General features: G+C 44.0%; 23 protein-coding genes. 11 read left to right on the forward strand and 12 right to left on the reverse strand.

The genetic code is table 11. The annotated features are described in order from the left end of the window. Positions 1-520: 520 nt before the first annotated feature. Positions 521-1,081 (forward strand): NUDIX domain-containing protein, encoded by a 561-nt coding sequence (locus ABIB39_RS01770; protein ID WP_354426881.1) that lies wholly within the window; start codon positions 521-523, stop codon positions 1,079-1,081. A gap of 46 nt (positions 1,082-1,127) precedes the next feature. After that, entirely contained in the window at positions 1,128-1,865 is a 738-nt protein-coding gene (locus tag ABIB39_RS01775; protein WP_354426882.1) for a lysophospholipid acyltransferase family protein, read from the forward strand. A 161-nt stretch (positions 1,866-2,026) separates the two neighbouring features. Here the strand turns inward: ABIB39_RS01775 and ypfJ are convergent, their stop codons facing one another. From ypfJ to ABIB39_RS01795, 4 genes are all read right to left on the reverse strand, one after another. Beyond that, entirely contained in the window at positions 2,027-2,878 is an 852-nt protein-coding gene (gene ypfJ / locus ABIB39_RS01780; protein WP_502916181.1) for a KPN_02809 family neutral zinc metallopeptidase, read from the reverse strand. Between the two features lie 84 nt (positions 2,879-2,962). Continuing rightward, positions 2,963-4,267, reverse strand: a complete 1,305-nt coding sequence (locus tag ABIB39_RS01785; RefSeq protein WP_354426884.1) for a M20/M25/M40 family metallo-hydrolase — start codon at positions 4,265-4,267, stop codon at positions 2,963-2,965. After that, entirely contained in the window at positions 4,268-6,115 is a 1,848-nt protein-coding gene (locus tag ABIB39_RS01790) for a M61 family metallopeptidase (protein WP_354426885.1), read from the reverse strand. Positions 6,116-6,192: 77 nt separating this feature from the next. Continuing rightward, positions 6,193-7,311, reverse strand: coding sequence for a DUF4407 domain-containing protein (locus ABIB39_RS01795; protein ID WP_354426886.1), 1,119 nt, complete (start codon positions 7,309-7,311; stop codon positions 6,193-6,195). A gap of 121 nt (positions 7,312-7,432) precedes the next feature. Between ABIB39_RS01795 and ABIB39_RS01800 the strand changes: the two genes are divergently transcribed. The 3 genes from ABIB39_RS01800 to ABIB39_RS01810 all read left to right on the forward strand — a co-directional run bounded on the left by ABIB39_RS01800 (position 7,433) and on the right by ABIB39_RS01810 (position 8,908). After that, positions 7,433-7,747: a rhodanese-like domain-containing protein gene (locus ABIB39_RS01800; RefSeq protein WP_354426888.1), complete on the forward strand. Its 315-nt coding sequence runs from the start codon at positions 7,433-7,435 to the stop codon at positions 7,745-7,747. 1 nt (position 7,748) lies between these two features. Beyond that, complete coding sequence (locus ABIB39_RS01805) at positions 7,749-7,937, forward strand: DUF6358 family protein (protein WP_354426889.1); 189 nt, start codon at positions 7,749-7,751, stop codon at positions 7,935-7,937. Between the two features lie 65 nt (positions 7,938-8,002). Further along, positions 8,003-8,908 (forward strand): prohibitin family protein, encoded by a 906-nt coding sequence (locus ABIB39_RS01810; protein WP_354426890.1) that lies wholly within the window; start codon positions 8,003-8,005, stop codon positions 8,906-8,908. Positions 8,909-8,914: 6 nt separating this feature from the next. Here ABIB39_RS01810 and ABIB39_RS01815 read toward each other — a convergent pair whose 3' ends face one another. Together ABIB39_RS01815 and ABIB39_RS01820 are read right to left on the reverse strand one after the other, a co-directional pair. Continuing rightward, positions 8,915-9,781: a 3-keto-disaccharide hydrolase gene (locus ABIB39_RS01815; protein ID WP_354426891.1), complete on the reverse strand. Its 867-nt coding sequence runs from the start codon at positions 9,779-9,781 to the stop codon at positions 8,915-8,917. A 13-nt stretch (positions 9,782-9,794) separates the two neighbouring features. Next, complete coding sequence (locus tag ABIB39_RS01820; protein WP_354426892.1) at positions 9,795-11,033, reverse strand: glycoside hydrolase family 5 protein; 1,239 nt, start codon at positions 11,031-11,033, stop codon at positions 9,795-9,797. Positions 11,034-11,171: 138 nt separating this feature from the next. On the opposite strand from ABIB39_RS01820, the gene modA reads away from it, so the two are divergent. From modA to ABIB39_RS01835, 3 genes are read left to right on the forward strand one after another with little or no spacing between them, the layout of a single operon-like run. Next, positions 11,172-11,930 (forward strand): molybdate ABC transporter substrate-binding protein, encoded by a 759-nt coding sequence (gene modA, locus ABIB39_RS01825; RefSeq protein ID WP_354426893.1) that lies wholly within the window; start codon positions 11,172-11,174, stop codon positions 11,928-11,930. Between the two features lie 3 nt (positions 11,931-11,933). Then, the gene (gene modB, locus ABIB39_RS01830; protein WP_354426894.1) at positions 11,934-12,605 is read left to right on the forward strand and encodes a molybdate ABC transporter permease subunit; all 672 of its coding nucleotides are present in this window, start codon (positions 11,934-11,936) and stop codon (positions 12,603-12,605) included. Next, positions 12,602-13,219, forward strand: coding sequence for an ATP-binding cassette domain-containing protein (locus tag ABIB39_RS01835; protein WP_354426895.1), 618 nt, complete (start codon positions 12,602-12,604; stop codon positions 13,217-13,219). Before modB ends, ABIB39_RS01835 begins: the two co-directional genes overlap by 4 nt. Before the next feature lie 193 nt (positions 13,220-13,412). Here the strand turns inward: ABIB39_RS01835 and ABIB39_RS01840 are convergent, their stop codons facing one another. The 5 genes from ABIB39_RS01840 to ABIB39_RS01860 form a co-directional block, all read right to left on the reverse strand. Further along, positions 13,413-13,922 carry a hypothetical protein gene (locus ABIB39_RS01840; RefSeq protein WP_354426896.1) on the reverse strand — a complete coding sequence of 170 codons (510 nt, stop codon included), beginning with the start codon at positions 13,920-13,922 and terminating at the stop codon, positions 13,413-13,415. A 68-nt stretch (positions 13,923-13,990) separates the two neighbouring features. Then, on the reverse strand, positions 13,991-14,569 hold the full coding sequence (locus ABIB39_RS01845) for a peroxiredoxin-like family protein (protein WP_354426897.1): 579 nt from the start codon (positions 14,567-14,569) through the stop codon (positions 13,991-13,993). 75 nt (positions 14,570-14,644) lie between these two features. Beyond that, complete coding sequence (locus tag ABIB39_RS01850) at positions 14,645-14,902, reverse strand: hypothetical protein (RefSeq protein WP_354426899.1); 258 nt, start codon at positions 14,900-14,902, stop codon at positions 14,645-14,647. Between the two features lie 61 nt (positions 14,903-14,963). After that, positions 14,964-15,266 (reverse strand): zf-HC2 domain-containing protein, encoded by a 303-nt coding sequence (locus ABIB39_RS01855; RefSeq protein ID WP_354426900.1) that lies wholly within the window; start codon positions 15,264-15,266, stop codon positions 14,964-14,966. After that, positions 15,242-15,829: a sigma-70 family RNA polymerase sigma factor gene (locus tag ABIB39_RS01860; protein ID WP_354426901.1), complete on the reverse strand. Its 588-nt coding sequence runs from the start codon at positions 15,827-15,829 to the stop codon at positions 15,242-15,244. The genes ABIB39_RS01855 and ABIB39_RS01860 overlap by 25 nt, the downstream gene beginning before the upstream one ends. A 156-nt stretch (positions 15,830-15,985) precedes the next feature. Between ABIB39_RS01860 and ABIB39_RS01865 the strand changes: the two genes are divergently transcribed. The 3 genes from ABIB39_RS01865 to ABIB39_RS01875 are packed head-to-tail and all read left to right on the forward strand — an operon-like array spanning position 15,986 to position 18,279. Beyond that, positions 15,986-16,780, forward strand: a complete 795-nt coding sequence (locus ABIB39_RS01865; protein ID WP_354426902.1) for a DUF1223 domain-containing protein — start codon at positions 15,986-15,988, stop codon at positions 16,778-16,780. 37 nt (positions 16,781-16,817) lie between these two features. Beyond that, positions 16,818-17,513 (forward strand): cytochrome b/b6 domain-containing protein, encoded by a 696-nt coding sequence (locus ABIB39_RS01870; RefSeq protein WP_354426903.1) that lies wholly within the window; start codon positions 16,818-16,820, stop codon positions 17,511-17,513. Then, complete coding sequence (locus ABIB39_RS01875) at positions 17,503-18,279, forward strand: molybdopterin-dependent oxidoreductase (RefSeq protein ID WP_354426904.1); 777 nt, start codon at positions 17,503-17,505, stop codon at positions 18,277-18,279. Before ABIB39_RS01870 ends, ABIB39_RS01875 begins: the two co-directional genes overlap by 11 nt. On the opposite strand, the gene ABIB39_RS01880 is transcribed toward ABIB39_RS01875, so the two are convergent. Continuing rightward, positions 18,264-20,090, reverse strand: coding sequence for a PAS domain S-box protein (locus ABIB39_RS01880; protein WP_354426905.1), 1,827 nt, complete (start codon positions 20,088-20,090; stop codon positions 18,264-18,266). The genes ABIB39_RS01875 and ABIB39_RS01880 overlap by 16 nt on opposite strands. Positions 20,091-20,188 lie beyond the last annotated feature (98 nt).

The raw sequence follows: 20,188 nt of genomic DNA on the forward strand, positions 1-20,188 counted from the left end.
GGTTTGCGTTTTATTAATCGTCAGTGGATGTTCATTTCTTTTTGTCGCAAAAAAGAAACGAACCAAAGAAAAAACACGCGGCTTAACCGTGTCGCTGTCAAAGATTGTGCTTTAGCAGTTGTGGTGCCATCCGCAACACGCTAATGCCGCATTAGGAGTAGAGCTGTTTGGTTCGTCAGCCTATGTAATACGAAGCTGTTGTATTTGACGATAGAAGAAATGGAATATGTTGCTCAAGAAAAACGTACTGTCCTGACGACAACGTCCAAATGCGGCATAGCGTAACACACGGGTGGCATCTAATTAATAAAGCACTGACTTACACAGGGTGTTACCAAGCCGCGACTTTTTTTGGTTGCTTTTTTTGAGAGAAAAAAAAGTAACGTCCACTAACGATTCATATTGCTCACCAACCCATTCCTAACGAAGAACTAATAGATAACTGATCTCCGTGCGATTGCCACGCTATCGCTCGCAATGACATAGTGGACAAAATCCGTAAAAAAACTACCTTTATCCTATGCAACACCCCGAAGCTAACCCCTGGAAGATCACATCAGAAAAGGAAATTTACGATAACCCGTGGATAAACGTTACCGAGTACCAGGTGATCAACCCGTCGGGCAACCCCGGCATTTACGGGCAGGTGCATTATAAAAATATCGCCATTGGTATTTTGCCTTTAGATGCTGATATGAACACCTACCTGGTAGGCCAGTATCGTTTTACATTAAACCAATACAGCTGGGAACTGCCCGAGGGTGGCGGCATCATCGGTATAGACCCGTTAGCATCGGCAAAGCGCGAACTGCTGGAAGAAACGGGCTTGAAAGCATCGCAATGGACGGAGATCCAGCGTATGTACCTCTCCAATTCGGTAAGCGACGAACTTTGCATCCTGTACATTGCCCGGGGCCTGGAACAGCACAAGGCCGAACCTGAAGATACCGAGCAACTCGTTGTAAAAAAAGTGCCTTTTGAGGATGTTTACCGGATGGTTTGCAGCGGAGAGATAACCGATTCGCTTGCCGTGGCAGCGGTATTGAAAGCACGTTTAATGCAGTTAGAGAATACTTTATAACCGGTCATTTATCATTTCCGCAAAAAATTTTAAATTTGCGCCCTTGATGAAAAAGTTTTTAGGCTACATCCTCTCCCCGTTTGCCATTTTTGCATTCTTTTTAATGCTGGTGATATTCCATCCCATACAATGGCTTTGCCTAAGGTTTGGCGGGTACAGCGCGCATAAACGCTCTGTAGATATCCTGAATTATTTTTTGGTACGTACCTTTTATATTTTAGGTAACACAGTAACTTTCATTAACAAACAAAACCTGCCCCTAAACAGGCCGATCATTTTTGTGGCTAACCATCAAAGTTTGTTTGATATCCCGCCGATGATCTATCACCTGCGTAAATACCACGCAAAGTTTATCTCGAAGGTGGAGCTGGCAAGAGGTACCCCATCCATATCATTTAACCTAAGGCACGGCGGTGGCGCAAACATCGACCGCAAAGACCCGCGACAATCCATCACCGAGCTGGTAAAATTTGCCGGCCGCATGAAGGACAATAACTGGGGCGCAATGATATTTCCGGAAGGCACCCGCTCGCAAGATGGCAGGGTAAAAAAGTTTCAGTCGGCAGGGGTGGCTACCTTATTAAAAAAATGCCCTAACGCGCTTTTGGTACCCGTTGCCATTACTGATAGCTGGAAAATGATCCGTTATGGCCTGTACCCGCTCAATACCTTCACCCCTATGAAATGGGAAGTGCTTGACCCCATTGAACCCGGCACTACCCCCGTAGATGAATTAGTGCAGGAAATAGAAAATCGCGTCCGGGCTATTGTAGACCCGAGTTAAACCTACAAGTAATGCCGAACTTGTTGCATAGCAATTATACGCAATAAGATGGTGGCACCATTTTGTCAGTTCGTCAAAAATACAACTATCTTATTATAAGCAAGTTGCAAATACATGCGTGCGTTCACGGCCGTGAACGTGAACATTTTGCCCGGAATACCCTATTCCAGATCACTTGCTGCAAAAGTATTTCCCTGGCTCATGTCGCCCGTTTCATAACCCTTTTTAAACCAGTACATGCGTTGTTCGCTGGTGCCGTGGGTAAAACTATCGGGATGTACTTCGCCCTGGTATTCTTTCTGCAGGCGGTCGTCGCCAATTTGATGGGCAGCATTTAAGGCCTCATCTATATCCCCGGGGTCAAGCACATTTTTGGTTTTCTGCTCGTAATGCGCCCAGATGCCGGCGTAAAAATCGGCTTGCAATTCCAGCTTTACAGATAGTTTGTTGTATTCTGCCTCGCTTAACTGTTGGCGGGCCTGGTCCATTTTGGCAGATACGCCCAGCAGGTCCTGCACGTGATGGCCAACCTCGTGGGCTATAACGTAGGCCTGTGCAAAATCGCCGGCGGCGCCAAACTTGTTAGATAATTCATCAAAAAAAGAAAGGTCGATGTATACTTTCTGATCGCCGGGGCAATAGAACGGCCCTGTTTGGGCACCAGCCTGGCCACAAGCAGTGCTTACCGCATCTATAAAAAAGTGCAGTTTGGGCTGGTCGTAGGTTTTGCCCATATCATTAAAAAGTTTGGTCCAGATATCTTCGGTATCGGCAAAGATAACCTTAGAGAATTTTTTCTCTTTACTATCCGGCACTACCTGCTGGTTATTCTCTTGCGGCGCGCCGCCACCCTGGGTTTGATTAAGAAGAGCCGATGGGTCTATCCCGGTAAAGAAGTATATGGCCGCGGCAATAATACCTACCACGCCGCCACCAAGGGCTAAGCCCCGTCCACCGCCGCTGCTGCTGCCATCTTCTGTATTACTGCTTTCGCGTCTGCCCATCCATTGCATAATATTCGTGTTTAGTTTAGCCATTAAACAGTAAGGCCCAAACAATTGTTTGAGCCCTATGAATTTGTGGTTATACGGGTGTATTTATTTCTTTGGGATCCTTGTAGGGGTATCCTTACCCGAAACAATACTGCGCGAACTTAACGCGATAGCGCGGATAGTTGCCACAATGTTGTTTACATCCAAACTCGAATATTCATCTTTTACCGTGTGGTAAAGTTTATCGGTAGGGATTTGATCTGTAGATATGGTGTGCGCCGGTACGCCCAAAGCGGCTAGCGTGGCGTTATCGCTGCGGTAAAACAGGTTTTGCTCTGGGTAAGGGTCCGGGTAAAATTTAAAGGCTGTGCCCTCCAGGTTTTTTTGCAGGATGGCGCCAAAATCAGAACGCTCAAAGCCGGTGATGAACGCCGAGTTCTCGCCAAATTTCGCCGCTTTGCCAATCATCTCGATATTGAACAGGGTAACTACCTTATCAGGGTCTAACTGTTTAGAAAAGTATTGCGAACCAAAGCCACCAATTTCCTCGGCTGTGAAGGCTACAAATACAAGAGTGCGCTCGTTGTTATTTAGCTTTTTGTAATACTTAGCCAGGCTGATAACCGCTGTAGTACCTGATGCATCATCATCGGCACCGTTAGCGATAGTATCTGTTTCGGCACCTTTTTTAATAATACCCAGGTGATCGTAATGGCCGCCAAACACCACATATTCATTTGGTTTAGATTTACCGGGGATCATACCCACCACGTTAAACAATGGCTGCTCTTTAACGGCTGCATCATAACTAACGGTTAGCGATTTTACATCAGCAAAAGTGCCCATTACAAACACAAGCGTTTTGTTGGATGCGGTAGCGCCTTTGAACGATGTACCGCCACGTTTCATACGGCTTGCAATACGGATGTAGGTTTTAGCAAAGCTGGTATCAACCAACACAAGCGCCTTTTTATCGGTTGCCATTAGGGCCTGGTACTCGGCAATGAAGTTTTTATCTGATGTGATCTTCACCACTTCTACACCTTGCGGACTTGTCCAGTTGAATGAGCCTGACGCACTAATAATTACGTTTTCGGCTGGTACATCGGCACCGTTAAGGGTAACCTTTGAGCTAACTACCGACGTACGCACCATGCTAAAGTTTTGACGAAAACCTGTTGCGCCTGCCATCGGTTTTAAACCCGCGGCTTTAAACTCACCCTCTATAAATGTTGCTGCTTTATCTATCCCTTTGGTAAAGGTACCGCGGCCTTCCATATCGTCGGCACTAAGCGTTTTAATGATGCGCTCTACATCATCCTGTTTGATCAGTTTGTTTACATCCTGGCAAAAGCCCGCTACGGGTGCAAGGGCTAACGCGCCTGCTGCTAAAAATATCTTAAATTTCATTTATTTAACTTTTGATGATAACCAGCTGCTGCGGAAATCTTTTTGTTGTTGGCTTAATGTTTTACCTGCTTTTTCGAAAGTTACTACCTCAAATGCAGGGCTCTCTTCTACTACTATGGTAGCATCGTGGCTACCTGTACGGTTTTTATAAGATACCGAAAGCTTATCGCCCGGTTTTTTATCCTTTATAATATCAGCGATAGCGGTAGCTGCCTTTACATCCTGTCCGTCAATTTTCAAGATGGTGTCGCCTGCATCAAGCCCTGCTTTGTAAACCGGGGTGTTTGATACGGTTGAATTAGTGATGGTTAAACCACCGTTTGATGGTTTGCTTGCTATACGGCCTATCCATGCTTTGCCCGGCGCTGCTTTTTGCAATACTAAGCCGGCATTAGCCAATAAGGCTTCATAATCGTTCTTTTTTACGCCATAGATGTAATCGGCAAAAAATGCCGTTGCAAACTTAGGGTTGGTAACTTTACCCAAAACCTCCTGTAAATTAGGAATGGTATAAGGCTTGTCGGTTTTACCATAGGCTAACCAAACCTGGCGCATATAATCGTCAAGGGTGATCTTAAACTCGCTGCGCAAACGCAAGTCGAGCGCTAATGCAGTTGCACCACCGTAAACATAATAGCTTGTAAATATATTACCGTAATTGGTCGCATCAACTGCAACACCGGCGTCGGTAAATACCGCGTAACGGCTCATTTGGGTTGGCGGATATTTTGCCGGGGCAGGTGCTGCTAAAACCGAGTTAACCAAACCGGCAACCGTACGGGTGTAATCATCAACCGAGTTAAAGCCACTGCGTACCAACAGCATCTCGCCGTAGTATTGTGTAAAACCTTCGGCAAACCAAAGCTCATTGCTCATGTTGGCATGCTCAAAATTGAACGGCTCTAATGATTTTGGGCGGATGCGCTCCACATTCCAGCTGTGAAAAAATTCGTGCGAGTAAGTGCCCAACAAATCCTTTTCGTTACCGGCTACTTTGTCAGATCCGTCCACAATACAGGTAGAGTTGCGGTGTTCCATCCCGTCGCCAAAGTTAGTGGGATGTACATCATCCAGGAAAGTGTAGCTGCCATAATCATAATCTGGCTGTTCGCCAAAAACAGCTTTTTCTTCTAACACCACTTTTTTCACCATCTGGGCAAAGTTGTCTATCGTGGCCTGGTCATCATCAGAGTGTACGGCGATGCCCATTTTTTGCTTTTTACCATTGGTGTTTACCACATCCCAGTAGTTGGTTTTAACGGCAGACAACTCGGTGGGGCTATCCATCATATATTGCATATCCGGCGCGCTATAAACGTTATCCCCTTCGTGCTTAAGCTGGGTAGCTACCTTCCAGCCATATTTATCCAAGTCGATAAACTCAAATTTGATAGGGCGGGTTACTATGTTCTTATCAACTACCCACATAAATGCTGCAGGCATGTTGAGGTGTGCATGACTGGCATCTATACCTACATAAGTGCCATCAGTATGGTTACCAAACAGGGTATAGCTTATTTTTACTACAGAACCATGGTCTGCAACCTCGTAAACATCGCCCTCAACCTGTTTAATTACAAGTTGTTTACCGCTAAGGTCAAAAGCTTTTACATTATAAATGTTTTTACCAAACTCGTGCGTAGCATAACGGCCCGGAGATGAACGGCTCATCCTCATTCTTAGTGGCCCGTTTTCGGTAATATCGGGAACGGTTACCGTTATTTCGGCTTCGTGATGGGCTGCGTTGGGGAATGATACAACATAGTAAAGCCCGTTGCGTGCTTTAGTTTGTGCATTGGCGCCAAATACGAAAAAAGCGGCGGCGGCAAGGAGTAGTATTTTCTTCATTGAGATGCTATGATTCAGGTGATGAAATTACCAATTAAATCAGTAACTGTTATCTATCAATTTTATTACAAAAAAGCCTAATCATAACTATGCCTGCCCAGGTCATACTCCGATTGCCCGGTAATGATTTGCTTTCGCCGGGCAATATCTGCGTCAAGGCTATGGTCGTAAGTGTTATCGGTAACAGCTATTTCTCTCTCCTTATCCTTATCTGCAAAATGGGTGTTCGCTTCGCTGATCTTGGCAAGCGCCGTATCATAAGGCCCTTTGGGCGACATCAGCTTTACAAAAACCGGCAAACACTCGAACAGGATGAACAAATAGCCGATGAACGAGATAGCCATATAGGTATCCAAATCGCGCGTGCCATCTACGTTATATGATAGCTGGCCCAGCGCCCAGTTACGGTCTGCAAAGCCGGCCACATTAGATAGGCTGTCCAGCTGCTTTTCGCTGAATAAACGGGTAGCGTTTAACCCTTCGTAATCTTTACGCTTACTCAGGTACCGGTCCATTTGGCCAAGGTTCTCGGTAACGGTTTTTAACCTGTCTTGTTTCTCTTGAAGTACCTGTGCTTTTTGCTTGGCATATGTGCCGTACCCGGTGATGCCCGATGTTTGGTTGGTTTTATCGCCAAAAACTTCCTGGTTCAACTCGTAGCGCGAACGGTTGATATCGCGCTCAAGCGAATCTTTCTCCTTCTTCAGGTCGGTATTTTTAACCAACTCCTGCCCGTATTTTTGCTGATAGGTTTTTTGCAGGGTATCTATCTTACTGTGCTGCCCTTTTAGGTAGGCCGTTTTCAGCTTGGTGCGGATCTCCTTATCAAAGATCTTAAGCTCCAGCGGGCGCGAGATAACCACACCTATCATAATCGCAAGCAAAATACGCGGCGTGGCTTGCAATATCTGCTGGTTCATGCTACCCTCTTTATTAATGCTGGATACAATGTACCTATCCATATTAAAGATGGCAGAACCCCATATCAGCCCGAAAAGAATGGCGAAACCAATGGCAAATGCATTGCCGCTAAATACAAAGTACATAGCGTAGCCGCCGGATAGCGATGCAAAAAGCGCAGTGAAAAATATGGTGGCACCAATGCCCACATACTTATTATGTTCTATAGGGTATTTTTTTAGTGTGTCCACATGCGCGCCGGAACAGAACCAAAAAAACCTGGTTACTTTTTTCATTAAGGTAATAGGGTAATAATATACACCTAACCATAAAACGCACTTAGGTACTGATTGTTACAGATTGACTACAAATATTTGATACGGAAAAACATACCTTTGGCTATTAATTATATTTACCATGAAAGAAATAAGCGTACAGGAACTTAAACAAAAGTTAGATAGCGGCGAAGATCTTCAACTGATAGATGTTCGGGAAGACTTTGAATACGAAACATCAAACATAGGCGGTTTATCCATACCCCTTGGCGGCATTTTAATTGAGGCCGATAAAGTGGAGAAAGATAAACCTGTTGTTGTTATGTGCAGAAGCGGCAAACGCAGTATGGCCGCAATTATGCAGTTAGAGGCACAAGGTTATACCAACCTTAGCAACCTGCAAGGAGGCATCTTAGCCTGGAAAGCCGAGATAGACCCCGAACTAAACGTTTACTAATATGGGCAAAAAGGTAGCACTTAACGTGTTTTATAACATCGCTATATTTTTGTGTATCATTATTATCTGGAATGCCGTTGAAGCAGCGCGCTGGGAGTATGTTTTAGCCTGCGCGTTTATAGCCGGTATCATTATCACCCTTAAAATAAGGCTGATAAAAGAGATCAAGAACTTGCAGAACAATAAATAGTGTAACAATAAACCCATTCGCATATCTAACCTACAAAAACAAAATAACCCTAACCAAAACATACGATGTTTTTAATAATTGTTGGTATTGTTGTGCTTGTTGTAGGTATAACAATAAAACGTTCTGCTGAGCCTATTAACCGCTTTGGCGGCATTATCAGCATTATAGGTATAGCAATAGCAGGCATCAGCCTGCTATTTTCGGTTTTTAAGGTGATCGATCCCGGTAAAGTTGGCGTACAGGTACTGTTTGGTAAAGTGCAAAACGATGTATTGGAAAGCGGCTTGCATGTTATTAACCCACTGGTTGATGTAACCACCTTTAACACCCAAACCCAAAACTACACCATGAGCGCCGTGCACAGCGAAGGCGAAGTGCAGGGCGATGACGCCATCCGCGTGCTATCATCAGACGGGTTGGAGGTTACGATAGACCTAACCGTGCTTTATAAAGTAAATGCCAACAAGGCTCCTTTTATTATGCAGAATATTGGCATGGACTACGTGGACAAAATTGTACGCACGGTAGCCCGTACCGCCATACGCGATAACGCAGTGAACTATGCAGCGGTTGACCTGTACTCGATAAAAAGACAAGAATTTCAGAATAAAATAAACTCGACCATAGCACTTAGCTTTGAAAAACGCGGCCTCGACCTGCAACAGATCCTGGTGCGCAACATTTCGTTGCCGGCATCTGTGAAGGCAAGTATCGAATCTAAAATCAATGCCGAGCAGGAAGCGCAAAAGATGACCTTCGTGCTGCAGAAAGAACGCCAGGAAGCCGACCGTAAACGCGTGGAAGCCCAGGGTATAGCAGATTACCAGAAGATCCTATCAACCGGTTTATCTGATAAGCAGCTACAATACGAAAGCATTAAAGCCCAAAAAGATATTGCCCTTTCGCCAAATACCAAGATCATTATTATGGGCGGCGTTAAAGGCACACCGGTAATGATTAGTGACAAGTAGGTAAGCCTATTTAAAGTACTGTGCGTACTTAGCCGGTATCCCCGTTATGGGCTTGATCATGATATTTTTATAATAAACTTCGGCTGCTTCGCTTTGCAGCTGAAGTTTACCATGTGTTAAAGGTTTCATAACATCGCCATCTTTAAACCGCGAATTTTTAAGCACCATAACCACCTTGCCGTTAACAATGTGCGGGCTTTTGTCTCCATAGGTAATAAGTTCCATCTCGTTCCATTCGCCCATATGCTTATCCATTTTGGCACCTGCTTCGCAGAAACTTCCGTTGCCGGTACCACCGCCTATCGGTGTCCATTTGCCATTCAGGTTATTGAATTTAAAGCTGGAATCTTTTACCGCTTTTGCGTCCGCCTGAGATGTAGATTGCGACCAGTAATCGCCGGTGCTATTCTCTACCACCTGAAACTCCTGGCTGAGCATCCATGTACGAAAATATTCTACACCACACTTGCCCTGCGAATGGTATAATAAGCCCGAGTCTTTGTAATCATCCAGCCGGGGCACCCATTTCTTTTCGCCCCATTTAAATTTTAGTTTAAGATCATAGTTCTTGAAATCTTGCTTGGTAAAAATACAGCCGTATATCTCTCCGGTTATTTTTAATACCGGCTCTCCGTTTTGCATTTCCACCGAAAAAACATTGTTCTTGTTTACATTGTAACCAATGGGTTTAAGCGGATTGCCATACTCATCCACCGGCTGCTGCCCTTTGTAACCAACTTTATGATAATAACTTTGGTAAGTTTCCCACCTCGACAGGTTTTTATCCAAAAGAGCGGTCCATTCTGGTGCAGGCTTAAACGATGTGCCCGTTAACAGGCATAACAGTATAAGGCAGGTGAAAAAGTTTCTCATAAATATATGTTAATTAATTTTGTTTAGCCGGTACCTTCAACCCCAATGCCTCTATATACCCTTTGTTGGGGATGCAATTCACAAATTTACTGTTCTCTAAAAATGCCCATAAGGCTTTGCGTATCTTTTCACGATCTGCGGGAGCTGCCTTACGGATGTTCTCGAAACTGCCGCGATCCTTTTCGGTATAGTTGATGATATCTTCGTAACCATTGGGCACATTAAAACTGATAATGCCCTTTAAGTTATCCAACTTTTTGTATGGCCAGTAATGCCAGCCAATGCGGTTCTTTTCGCACAGGATGCGGAAATCTTTTACCCAGGCATCTTCGTTCTCGCCGGTTTCGCCAACGTAGATGGGTACATTGTATTTGTCGCGGTAGTCCATGTATTCCTGTATAACGTCTTGCTTAACTTCCGTCCAATATTTGTGGAAGGTGTACACACTCTTACTGTCGAACGGCTTACCGAAGATCTTGAAATTGCTGTCCCACTGCGCGCCGCCAATAAATACAATGTGGTTTTTATCAACCGAGCGTACTGCCTCGGTTATTTGCTTATAAGTTGGTTCTAAATGTGGGTTTATGGCCTTTACATCAAAGTAATGGGCTATGGGTTCATTCAACAGATCGTACCCCATAATAATGGTTTCGTTCTTGTAATGATTTGCAATTTTGCGCCAGATATCAGCAGTAAGTTTACGGCTTGACGCGCTGGTGAACAGGAACGGGTAGCCGTTGCCATCGTCTATATTATCGCCGGTTTGGCCAGCGGGCGCGCAATGCATATCCAGTATAACATAAAGGTCTGCCTTTTTACACCAGCCAAGCACCCTGTCCAGCAGTTCGAACCCACGGTTTGGGTTGTTCTGCCCCATGTAGTCCTCGTAAGTAAAAAGCTTATAGTTGAACGGGATGCGGATAGAGTTCATACCCGATGCTTTTAGGAATTTGATATCCGCTTCGGTGATGTAGGTGTCCTGGAAAGTTCGCCAAAACAGTTTCATTTCTTCCGGCCCAACCAGTTCGGTTAACGCCTCGTTTATCAAACGTTGCGAATTGACCTTTTTAAACTTAAACATATAACCCTCGGGCACCAGCCAGTTGCCCAGGTTTGTACCACGCATTAAAAATGGCTTGCCATCGGTGCCTATAACTTCTTTGCCTTTAACAGTGATGAATTTTGGGGCTTGCGAGTTTGAATTAAATATGCCGGCAGCAATAACCAGCAAGAGGGTGATAATTCTTTTCATTTGAATTGATGATGGTTTACAGAAAGCGTTTACAATTGGCGGCCAACGCTAAACAAATGTAAGGTATTTGGATTATCATTTAACATTTGTACCGATGTTGCAATAATGCGTATTTTGTGGAACAACACATTGCCACCGATGAAACTATTCACTAAAACGTTTTCGTTGCTTTTCATTCTCTGGGGCTTGTCCGCAGGTGTTGCCGATGCCCAAAAAATAACGGTGGCTATCGCCGCCAACCTGCAGCTGGTAATGAAAGATCTGAAACGCGATTTTAAAACGCGCACAAAAATAGACATAGATGTTATCTCCGGCTCATCGGGCAACCTGAGCACCCAAATTCGCAACGGTGCGCCTTACGATGTATTTATGTCTGCGGATAGAGCGTTTCCCGAGGCTTTGCAAAAGGATGGTTTGACACTTAAAAACAGCATAGTTTACGCGCAAGGTGTGCTTATTATCTGCAGCACCCAAAAATTAAACTTCACCAATTGGATTAAGCTACTTCTGAATCAAAATTTGAAAAAAATAGCCATTGGTAACCCGGCCATTGCGCCTTACGGCAAAGCTGCCATGCAGGCTTTAACCAAGGCCGGCATTTATGATAAACTGCAACCAAAGATGGTTTTTGGCGAAAGCATCACGCAGGTAAATACCTATATCACTACAGGTGTTGTGCAGACTGGGTTTTCCACGTTAGCCCTTATTAAAGATGCAAATAATAAAGTGCCGCTATATTACAAAACCGTGAGCCCGAAAGATTACGAACCGATTGAGCAGGCGATGGTGGTGCTCAAAAACGCCAAGGGCAAACCCGCGGCTGAAAAATTTTATCAGTATATATTAAGCCCGGCAGCTAAAAAAATATTTAAAGCTTACGGTTACCACACCCTATAACGTATGGACCTGTCACCCATTTGGCTCACCCTCAAGTTAGCGGCAATCACCACCCTGATATTGCTGCTCATCGGTTTGCCCCTGGCTTGGTGGTTGTCCAAAAAGCGGTCGTTATTCAAGATAATTATAGAAGCTATTATTACCATGCCTTTGGTGCTGCCGCCTTCTGTTTTGGGCTTTTATTTGCTATTGGCATTTAGTCCGCAGCGGGGGTTGGGGCATTGGCTGCAACAAACGTTTGACGTGCAGTTTGTATTCTCGTTTCAGGGGCTGGTGCTGGCGTCGGTAATTTACAGTATGCCATTTATGATCAGCCCGGTTAAATCGGCGTTTCAGCAATTGCCAACATCATTGGCGCAGGCATCTTATACGCTGGGTAAATCGCAGTGGCAAACTTTTAGATACGTTTTGTTGCCCAACATCAAACCATCATTACTAACAGCAGCCGTTTTAACTTTTGCCCATACCCTGGGCGAATTTGGTGTAGTGCTGATGATAGGCGGCAACATCCCCGGCGTTACGCGGGTGGCATCTATCGCGGTTTATGATTCAGTAGAGCAGATGGATTACACCGCCGCCAATAACTATTCGCTTATCTTGTTTGCCATTACCTTTGTGATGGTGTTGAGTGTTTTTATTTACAATAAATACCAGGCAAAAAGCCCTTTAGAATGATAGCGGTAAACATCGAAAAAAAGCTGAAGGCCTACGACGGCTTGCAGGTACTGCGGATAAAGAAGGACTTTAAACCCGGCAGCATCACCCGTATCACCGGCCCGTCCGGCGCGGGGAAAACTACATTTTTAAAAATGTTGGCGGGGTTGATAACACCTGATATCGGCACGATTAAAACAGTAAATAATATTTGGTTTGATGCGGGGCAGAAGATAAACATATCGCCACAGCAAAGAAACATCGGTTTCGTTTTCCAGGATTACGCGCTGTTTCCGAACATGACGATAAAGGAACATCTTGAATACGCTACTAAAGATGCGCAATGGATAGACCGCCTTTTAACCATTGGCGGATTAGAAACTTTTGCCGACCATAAACCCAATCACCTTTCCGGCGGGCAACAGCAGCGGCTGGCAATCCTCCGGGCACTGGCTATCAAACCAAAGTTATTGCTGATGGATGAGCCCTTCTCTGCCCTCGACATCAAAATGAAATCGGCATTGATAAAAGATCTACAAGGCGTGTTTACAGAACTTGGCTCAACAACACTCATCGTAAGCCATAACCCGCAGGAATTGGATGGCATTAGTGAGTATGAATTGGAGATAGCTTGATTAAACTTCTTTAATTGCCGCCCATTTATGGGGCGGAATAGCAGGTTAAAAAGGGGTGGCTTTGGTTAACCAGTTAATTTAGTTGGGCTAAAGCCATTTACTTCCTGCTCTGATCCGATGGCTAAAGCCAACGGCAATGATGTTAAAACAAGCTTTACCAACAGCCTTTTTTAACTTTTGACTTAACACTTATCTATTGCACTTGGCTCACCACGATCTTGTCCAAGTTGTGCAAATACCTGCGCCCCGTTTTAAAATCGTTGGCGGATGTCATCTGCATGCTCTCGGGCATTTTATCCGCCTTGATACCGTTTTTCTCCATAATGATGTACACATGGTTGCCAACAGTGGTATTATACAGTTCGTTCCAGGAGTAAACTACTTTGTAACCATCTGCGCCGGTGCAAACAAAGTAAAAACGGCTCAGCAATTTGGGGCTGGTTGTTTTAATTCTTGTGTGCGATAATACATCCTTGAGTAGGATGCCTTTCAGCTCATCATCCTGGTGCTTGAACGCCCCGGTATGGTCGGTTACTTTTATATCCCCGATAGCGCTTATGGTGTATTGCTTCAGCGAATCCATGGTGATCACAGATTCTTTCACCACATCGCCCACGATAGCAAACTTAAGCGTTTGCTGATTTTTTTCCTGCGCCATGGCAGCACCCGAACATAGTATAAGTAGTATCAATAGTTTTTTCATGTTCATGAACTAGAAATGCCCGGGCGTCTTACACAACCCAAGGCAAATTAAGAAATAAGTTGCTTTGTTTAAAGCACAGCCAAAATATCTTTTACAGATGCGCGCTTGCTATAATCCTTATCAAAATGGACAAATTCTATTTTGCCCGCGCTGTTTATTACATAGGTTGCAGGCACCGGCAGTACGTTTTCGGCATTGCCGTTAGCTTTGGTCATGTCTAAACCGTAGCCCTGGTACTTTTTAACCGTGGCATCTTCCATCACATATTTTACGCCGTAGCTTTTCATGATGTTGTACCCTTTATCTTGCACTATAGAATACGTTGCCTTGGTTTTAGCAACAGTGGTTTTAATGTTCTCGTCTGTTTCGGGTGTTACGCCAATTACATAAGCGCCTTTGCCTGTTAATAACTGCAATGAATCCTGTATGTGCTGCATTTGCTTATTGCAATACGGGCACCACTGGCCGCGGTAAAAAAACAACACCACGGCTTTGTTTAATTTAAGCAACGCTTTCAGATCTACCGTTTTGCCGGTGTTATCTTTAGCTGTAAACGGTGGTGCGGGGTCGCCCTTTTTTAAACCTGTTTGCGCCATTACCTGTGCAGCACACATAAACCCCAACACTAAAAGTATATACTTTTTCATATCTGATTAAATTATTTAAAAAAAAGAAGGGGGATTTTAGCTCCCCCAACTTTTCATACACAAAACACACCTTAATTACATTTTACTACCCATCTTATCTTCCTTCATCTTGTCGTCTTCCACTTTCTTGTCCATTTTGGCGGCTTTTTTCTTTTTCATCTTCATCTTATCTTCCTTCGTCTTCATTTTGCCGGTATCAATAGCGGCAGTATTGTGGTTGATAGCCCGGTTAACCGAGAGGGCATTCACGTTGACACTAAAAAATAAAGCGACAACTGCAGTAAGCAGCATAGCCGAAAAGGCCGACCTTTGATTTCTGTTGTAAGTTTTCATCTGTTTTTAGTTTTTTAATTTACCCCTTTGTCGGAGCCATTAAACTAACCTTACAAACAATTTAATTTTTATTTAGCTTTTCTTCTATCTGCTCCTGCATGGCCTCTTTAAAACTTTCATCTAAATGCACAGCAGTATTGGTATCGCTTTTAAGTAACTGTTTTACCATATCGTTTATCTTTTGGCTTTGTTTAACATAAATTGTACAAACATCACACCCGGCAAGGTGTATGCGTAATTCTATCCGTTCCCTAAAGGTTAGTTTGCTCAGCATGCGCTTCTCTATTAAAAAGGTGGCTTGCCTGCAGTTGTATATAATACTTTTCAAATCGCTCATATCTACATCCAGTTTTTTTGAAGGCATGCCCTCAGGTTAAGTTTTGCCCGGTGAATAATTACCCAGTAGTTTGATGTGCTGATGTTCAGTTCGGCGCAAACAAAGTCGGTAGCCTCGTCGTCCATATGCTTCATGGTAAAAACGGAAAGCCACAGCGCGGGCAGTTTATTCATACACCGTTTAAGGATCTGGTTAAACTCCTTGTTCATTAGTATATCCGCGCTGTCTATCCCAAAGTTTTGCGGGGCATGTTCTTTTGTCCAGTGCCCGTCATCAGCATTAAAAAAATCCTGTTGCTCGGCCTCGGCCTTATCAACTCCGGCTATTTTTAAGCCGGATGATTTTTTCCTGTAGGTGTCTATAATTTTGTTCTTCAGGATGGCAGTTAGCCACGTCCGTTCCGAACTTTTGCCGGCAAACTTCTCCAAGCCCTGCAACGCCGACAGAAAAGTTTCCTGAACCAGGTCGCGGGCTTGTTCTTCATCGCTTACACGGGTAATGGTGTACCTATATAAATAGTCAGCGTGGTTTTTTACCCAATTATGCGGGTCGAGCTGGTGGGTATCTGGCCCTTGTTCTGTCATGTCCATTTATAAATCTGTCATGTTAGTCGGTATTTCATCAATATCCTTACAAAATTTATTTGCCGTACCTTACGTATATAAACAAGGCGCATTTATAAATGTAATATTATTTGTAAGGATTTGATCGGCGTACCGACTAAGCCCATAAAAACGCATCCATCCATGAAAAAGATAAAAATATTTAGCGCCATTAGTTGCATTGCCATTGCAGGGTTGCTGTTCGCAAGCTTTGCAAGATCAGGCAAACCCATTGTTACCAACGGCGACGATAAAGGCTTCGCGGTAGTGGAACTATTTACTTCCGAAGGCTGCTCCAGTTGCCCATCAGCAGATGAATTGGTTGCCCGTGTACAAAAGGAGACTGCCGGCAAACCCGTTTATATATTGGCCTACCATGTAGATTACTGGAACCGCTTGGGCTGGAAGGACGTTTTTAGCAGTGCCGATTTTAGCAAACGACAAAGCACTTATGCAGGCTGGCTGAAATTAAGCGGCGTTTATACGCCTCAGGCCATTGTAAACGGCCGCACCGAATTTGTAGGCTCGGCACAAGGCACCTTGCGTAACGCCATCCGCACAAGTTTGGCGAGTGCTTCAAAAACACAAATTACCCTAACGGGATTAACGGCCGGTAAAGATAAGGCGACGGTAAAATACGATACCGAAGGCGCATCAGCCAACTCGGCTTTGGTGTTGGCCTTGGTACAAAAGAATGCCACTTCGGTTGTTAAAAGCGGCGAGAACGGCGGCCGTACGCTGCAACACATCCAGATCGTAAACAAATTACAAACTATCCCGATAGGGAACATTAAAACCGGCGAGGCCAGCATTGCCTTACCAAAGAATTTTTCGGCACAAGGCTGGGAGCTGATCGGGTTTATACAGAACATGCAGACAGGCCAAATATCTGCTGCAACCCGTTTGGCGTTTCCGCAAACGGTTACTGCAAGTAATTAATTCGGCATCAATATTTAATGCTATTTTTATATAGATAATGAAAGCGATAAAAGAGAAACATTCTTTAGCCATGCGGTGGACACATTGGGTAAACTTCCCGATCCTCACCATTATGATCTGGAGCGGTATGCTCATTTACTGGGCTAACGATACTTATACATTTGGCTTTTTTGGTCAAACGTTTTTCAGGTTCTTCCCCAAATGGTTTAACGACGCGCTTAACATACCAGGCCGTTTGGCAGAGGGCATGGCTTTCCACTTTCTTTTTATGTGGTTCTTTGCTATAAATGGTGTGGTATATGTGCTATACACCCTCATCTCCGGCCAGTGGCGGGAGTTGGTTCCCAAGCGCAATTCGTTTAAAGAGGCGTGGCTGGTATTGCTTCACGATCTGCATATCCGCAACATGGCGCCGCCGCAAAAAAAATATAATGCCGCGCAGCGGATAGCCTATACCGCTATCATTATTATGGGGTTCGGCTCGCTGATAACCGGGCTGGCTATTTACAAACCCGTACAGTTTAATACCATCACCTGGCTTTGCGGCGGTTACCACGCCGCACGGATAGAACATTTTGTGCTCACCATTGGCTACGTATTTTTCTTTATCATCCATGTAGTACAGGTGGTGCTTGCCGGGTGGCGAAACTTCCAATCGGTTGTTACCGGTTTCGAGGTAGTAAACGATCAGCCAAAACATATTATTAAACCGACCATAAGCAATGAAAAGTAAAAAGCCAAAAAAGCCGCTCACTACCGAGCAGAAAATAAACAGGCGTACGTTCATTTCGTTCGGTACGTTCGCAGTCATGTCGGGCGCGGCCTACGGTGGCTGGAACTGGCTTAAAAATTCGCCTAAAGAAATGCGTACGGCTACTGCCGGGGCAAAGGCGCCATTGCGCAGGGCTTTAAATAAAACAGAGCTTGCCTTCCGCAGGGTATTTAGCAATAACAGCCTGGTAAAAACTTACCCTAAAGAACGAGCGGCAAAAGTGGTGCGCTATAATAGCGGCGTTGGTATAAAAGACGCCATAGATGTAGACGGGTGGATGCTACAGGTAAAAAAGCAATCGGGCGAGGTGATGAAGATCACCTTAGATGAACTAAAGGCACTCCCAAAAACCGAGATCATCTACGATTTTAAATGCGTGGAAGGCTGGGACCAGATCTCGCATTGGGGCGGTGTTAAGTTCATCGATTTTATGGACCACTTTAAACTGGCCGACCAAACCCAACTGGAATACGTAGGCATGGCTACGCCGGATAAAAAGTACTACGTAGGGATAGATATGCCAAGCGCCCTGCACCCGCAAACCCTATTGGCATATGAAATGAACAACCAACCCCTTATGCCAAAACATGGCGAACCCCTCCGCCTCATCATCCCGGTAAAGTACGGCATCAAAAACCTTAAACGCATCGGCACCATTACCTTCAGCAACCAGCGCCCGCCAGATTATTGGGCAGAAAAGGGTTATGATTATTATTCAGGATTGTAGGTCTTACTCATTTTGTGCAACCATTGTTTTGCAATAGCACTGTCTTCGAATGTTGCAACTACGATATTGCCATTAAGATTAGCTATGGTCATATCTGCCGAGAGCCTGCTAAACGTGCTTGACGAGTAAACCCAAGCTATGTGTGTAACGCCCGCATTTTGTAGCATTGGAAAAAATTCATTAGCAACCCATTCTACAGCATCGTTCCAGGTACCTATTACTTTTATGTTATCGTTTAAGATAAATTTGGCCTGTTTATCTACAACCAAGTTCAACAACTTAAGGCATCCGGTTTTTATGGTGTGTAAACTGTGAAAACCCTCCCACTCAGATACGATACAGGCTAACGGCTCATCATATGTTACCAACATACCGGCCCCTTGGTAATCAGAAAAGTTTGTGTTTCCAATTTGCTTGTAAACGCCAATGTTAGACATTGGGAGCCGCATGCTAAATGTTGCACCTTTACCGGGCTTGCTTTCTACCCATACGTTTCCATTGTGCCTTAAAGCTACATCTGACACTTTACTTAAACCTGTCCCTAATTCTTCAGCAACGCTTTTGTTAATAAAACTCATAAAAATGCGGTTAAGGGTTTGGCTATCTATCCCTATACCAAAATCCCGTACAGATACGATTGCATTTTTACTCACCACCTCAAGGCAAACCTCGACCCTGCTTGCAGAAGGTGAAAAATTTATGGCATTGTATAATAGTTGTTTTACTGCCACTGCAATACTATGCTCGTTGCCATAACAAGTAACGTTTTCTTTGCTGTTTAAAACAATGGTATGCACAGTGAATTGCTTTTGCACCTCTGCAATAACCTGCCCTAATGCTTTATTTAAAGAGAAGTTTCTGATCTCCTCATAGGCAACTGGTTCCAATTCATTATTTACCTTGTTATTTACCTTGCGTAAAACAGCGTCAAGTTCAAGGCTGCATTCTTTGATGTAGCCAGCAGCCATTTTAATTTCGTCATTGCTAATTAATGAGTTAGTAATCAGGTCGGCTAACCCAAGTAAACTGGCAACAGGTTTACGCAGATAATGCGAATTTAAATGAGATACTTCTTTTAATCTCACAATTTTGTCCAGTAGCTGTTCTTCGTAAATTTTACTTTCGGTTATATCCCTGAAGTGTATAATTACACCTTCTTCAACATAGTATATAATTACAGTAAACCATTTTTGAATAGGCCAGAAATAAGAAATAAACTCTTCGTTCCGGCGCTCTTTTATCGCTTGCTGATACCTGGAATAAAAATCAGTATCAATGGCTTCAGGGAATACATCCCATAGATTTTTGCCCAAAACGTACTTGCGGTTATATCCTATTAATCCTTCGGCAGCGCGGTTCCAGTAGGTTACTATCGAGTTATGGTCTACCTGAAAAAACCCAATGCTGGTGGTTTCGAGCATACGGCTCAACTTGTGCTGTGTAAATTTTAGCTTGCCGGCTATCGCCTTTTTCTCCTCAATATTTTGAGTGACAACCAGCCTTACTTGCCTTTCATCGAAAATCATAGCATACGACATGATTTCTACATCGAATGTCCTGCCGCAGCTATCCTGGTGCCTAAATTCCCGAAAGTATGTTTGATCCGTTTTTATCTCCGAAATTATTTTCTCTACAAGTTGCATATCTTCCGGGGGCCGAAGATCTTTAATTGTTTTACTTAGAAATTGTTGTTTGCTGTAACCATAAGCAGTAACGGCAGCATTATTCACCTCCAATATTTGCAAGGTAATGATGTCAAATACCCACATCGGATTAGGGGCCGAATAAAAAAGAATATTAAAATTATTCATTGGTTAGCAAATCTCTTATTGTAAAAATAAAAGTTATACTGGTATTTTTAAGTAAAAAGCAAAATAAATGAACAAAATAATTAATAAATTAAATATTG

It is taken from the genome of Mucilaginibacter sp. UYP27 (genome assembly GCF_040547175.1).
Lineage (GTDB): Bacteria > Bacteroidota > Bacteroidia > Sphingobacteriales > Sphingobacteriaceae > Mucilaginibacter.

What these genes read in the sequence shown, in the direction of transcription:
- ABIB39_RS01820 (WP_354426892.1), bottom strand. Translation starts at nt 11,033, where the DNA reads ATGAAAAGAATTATCACCCTCTTGCTGGTTATTGCTGCCGGCATATTT.
- ABIB39_RS01790 (WP_354426885.1), bottom strand. Translation starts at nt 6,115, where the DNA reads ATGAAGAAAATACTACTCCTTGCCGCCGCCGCTTTTTTCGTATTTGGC.
- ABIB39_RS01880 (WP_354426905.1), bottom strand. Translation starts at nt 20,090, where the DNA reads ATGAATAATTTTAATATTCTTTTTTATTCGGCCCCTAATCCGATGTGG.
- ABIB39_RS01775 (WP_354426882.1), top strand. Translation starts at nt 1,128, where the DNA reads ATGAAAAAGTTTTTAGGCTACATCCTCTCCCCGTTTGCCATTTTTGCA.
- ABIB39_RS01815 (WP_354426891.1), bottom strand. Translation starts at nt 9,781, where the DNA reads ATGAGAAACTTTTTCACCTGCCTTATACTGTTATGCCTGTTAACGGGC.
- ABIB39_RS01795 (WP_354426886.1), bottom strand. Translation starts at nt 7,311, where the DNA reads ATGAAAAAAGTAACCAGGTTTTTTTGGTTCTGTTCCGGCGCGCATGTG.
- ABIB39_RS01865 (WP_354426902.1), top strand. Translation starts at nt 15,986, where the DNA reads ATGAAAAAGATAAAAATATTTAGCGCCATTAGTTGCATTGCCATTGCA.
- ABIB39_RS01855 (WP_354426900.1), bottom strand. Translation starts at nt 15,266, where the DNA reads ATGCCTTCAAAAAAACTGGATGTAGATATGAGCGATTTGAAAAGTATT.
- ABIB39_RS01805 (WP_354426889.1), top strand. Translation starts at nt 7,749, where the DNA reads ATGGGCAAAAAGGTAGCACTTAACGTGTTTTATAACATCGCTATATTT.
- ABIB39_RS01840 (WP_354426896.1), bottom strand. Translation starts at nt 13,922, where the DNA reads ATGAAAAAACTATTGATACTACTTATACTATGTTCGGGTGCTGCCATG.
- ABIB39_RS01875 (WP_354426904.1), top strand. Translation starts at nt 17,503, where the DNA reads ATGAAAAGTAAAAAGCCAAAAAAGCCGCTCACTACCGAGCAGAAAATA.
- ABIB39_RS01850 (WP_354426899.1), bottom strand. Translation starts at nt 14,902, where the DNA reads ATGAAAACTTACAACAGAAATCAAAGGTCGGCCTTTTCGGCTATGCTG.
- modB (WP_354426894.1), top strand. Translation starts at nt 11,934, where the DNA reads ATGGACCTGTCACCCATTTGGCTCACCCTCAAGTTAGCGGCAATCACC.
- ABIB39_RS01870 (WP_354426903.1), top strand. Translation starts at nt 16,818, where the DNA reads ATGAAAGCGATAAAAGAGAAACATTCTTTAGCCATGCGGTGGACACAT.
- ABIB39_RS01835 (WP_354426895.1), top strand. Translation starts at nt 12,602, where the DNA reads ATGATAGCGGTAAACATCGAAAAAAAGCTGAAGGCCTACGACGGCTTG.
- ABIB39_RS01800 (WP_354426888.1), top strand. Translation starts at nt 7,433, where the DNA reads ATGAAAGAAATAAGCGTACAGGAACTTAAACAAAAGTTAGATAGCGGC.
- ypfJ (WP_502916181.1), bottom strand. Translation starts at nt 2,878, where the DNA reads ATGCAATGGATGGGCAGACGCGAAAGCAGTAATACAGAAGATGGCAGC.
- ABIB39_RS01785 (WP_354426884.1), bottom strand. Translation starts at nt 4,267, where the DNA reads ATGAAATTTAAGATATTTTTAGCAGCAGGCGCGTTAGCCCTTGCACCC.
- ABIB39_RS01810 (WP_354426890.1), top strand. Translation starts at nt 8,003, where the DNA reads ATGTTTTTAATAATTGTTGGTATTGTTGTGCTTGTTGTAGGTATAACA.
- modA (WP_354426893.1), top strand. Translation starts at nt 11,172, where the DNA reads ATGAAACTATTCACTAAAACGTTTTCGTTGCTTTTCATTCTCTGGGGC.
- ABIB39_RS01860 (WP_354426901.1), bottom strand. Translation starts at nt 15,829, where the DNA reads ATGGACATGACAGAACAAGGGCCAGATACCCACCAGCTCGACCCGCAT.
- ABIB39_RS01770 (WP_354426881.1), top strand. Translation starts at nt 521, where the DNA reads ATGCAACACCCCGAAGCTAACCCCTGGAAGATCACATCAGAAAAGGAA.
- ABIB39_RS01845 (WP_354426897.1), bottom strand. Translation starts at nt 14,569, where the DNA reads ATGAAAAAGTATATACTTTTAGTGTTGGGGTTTATGTGTGCTGCACAG.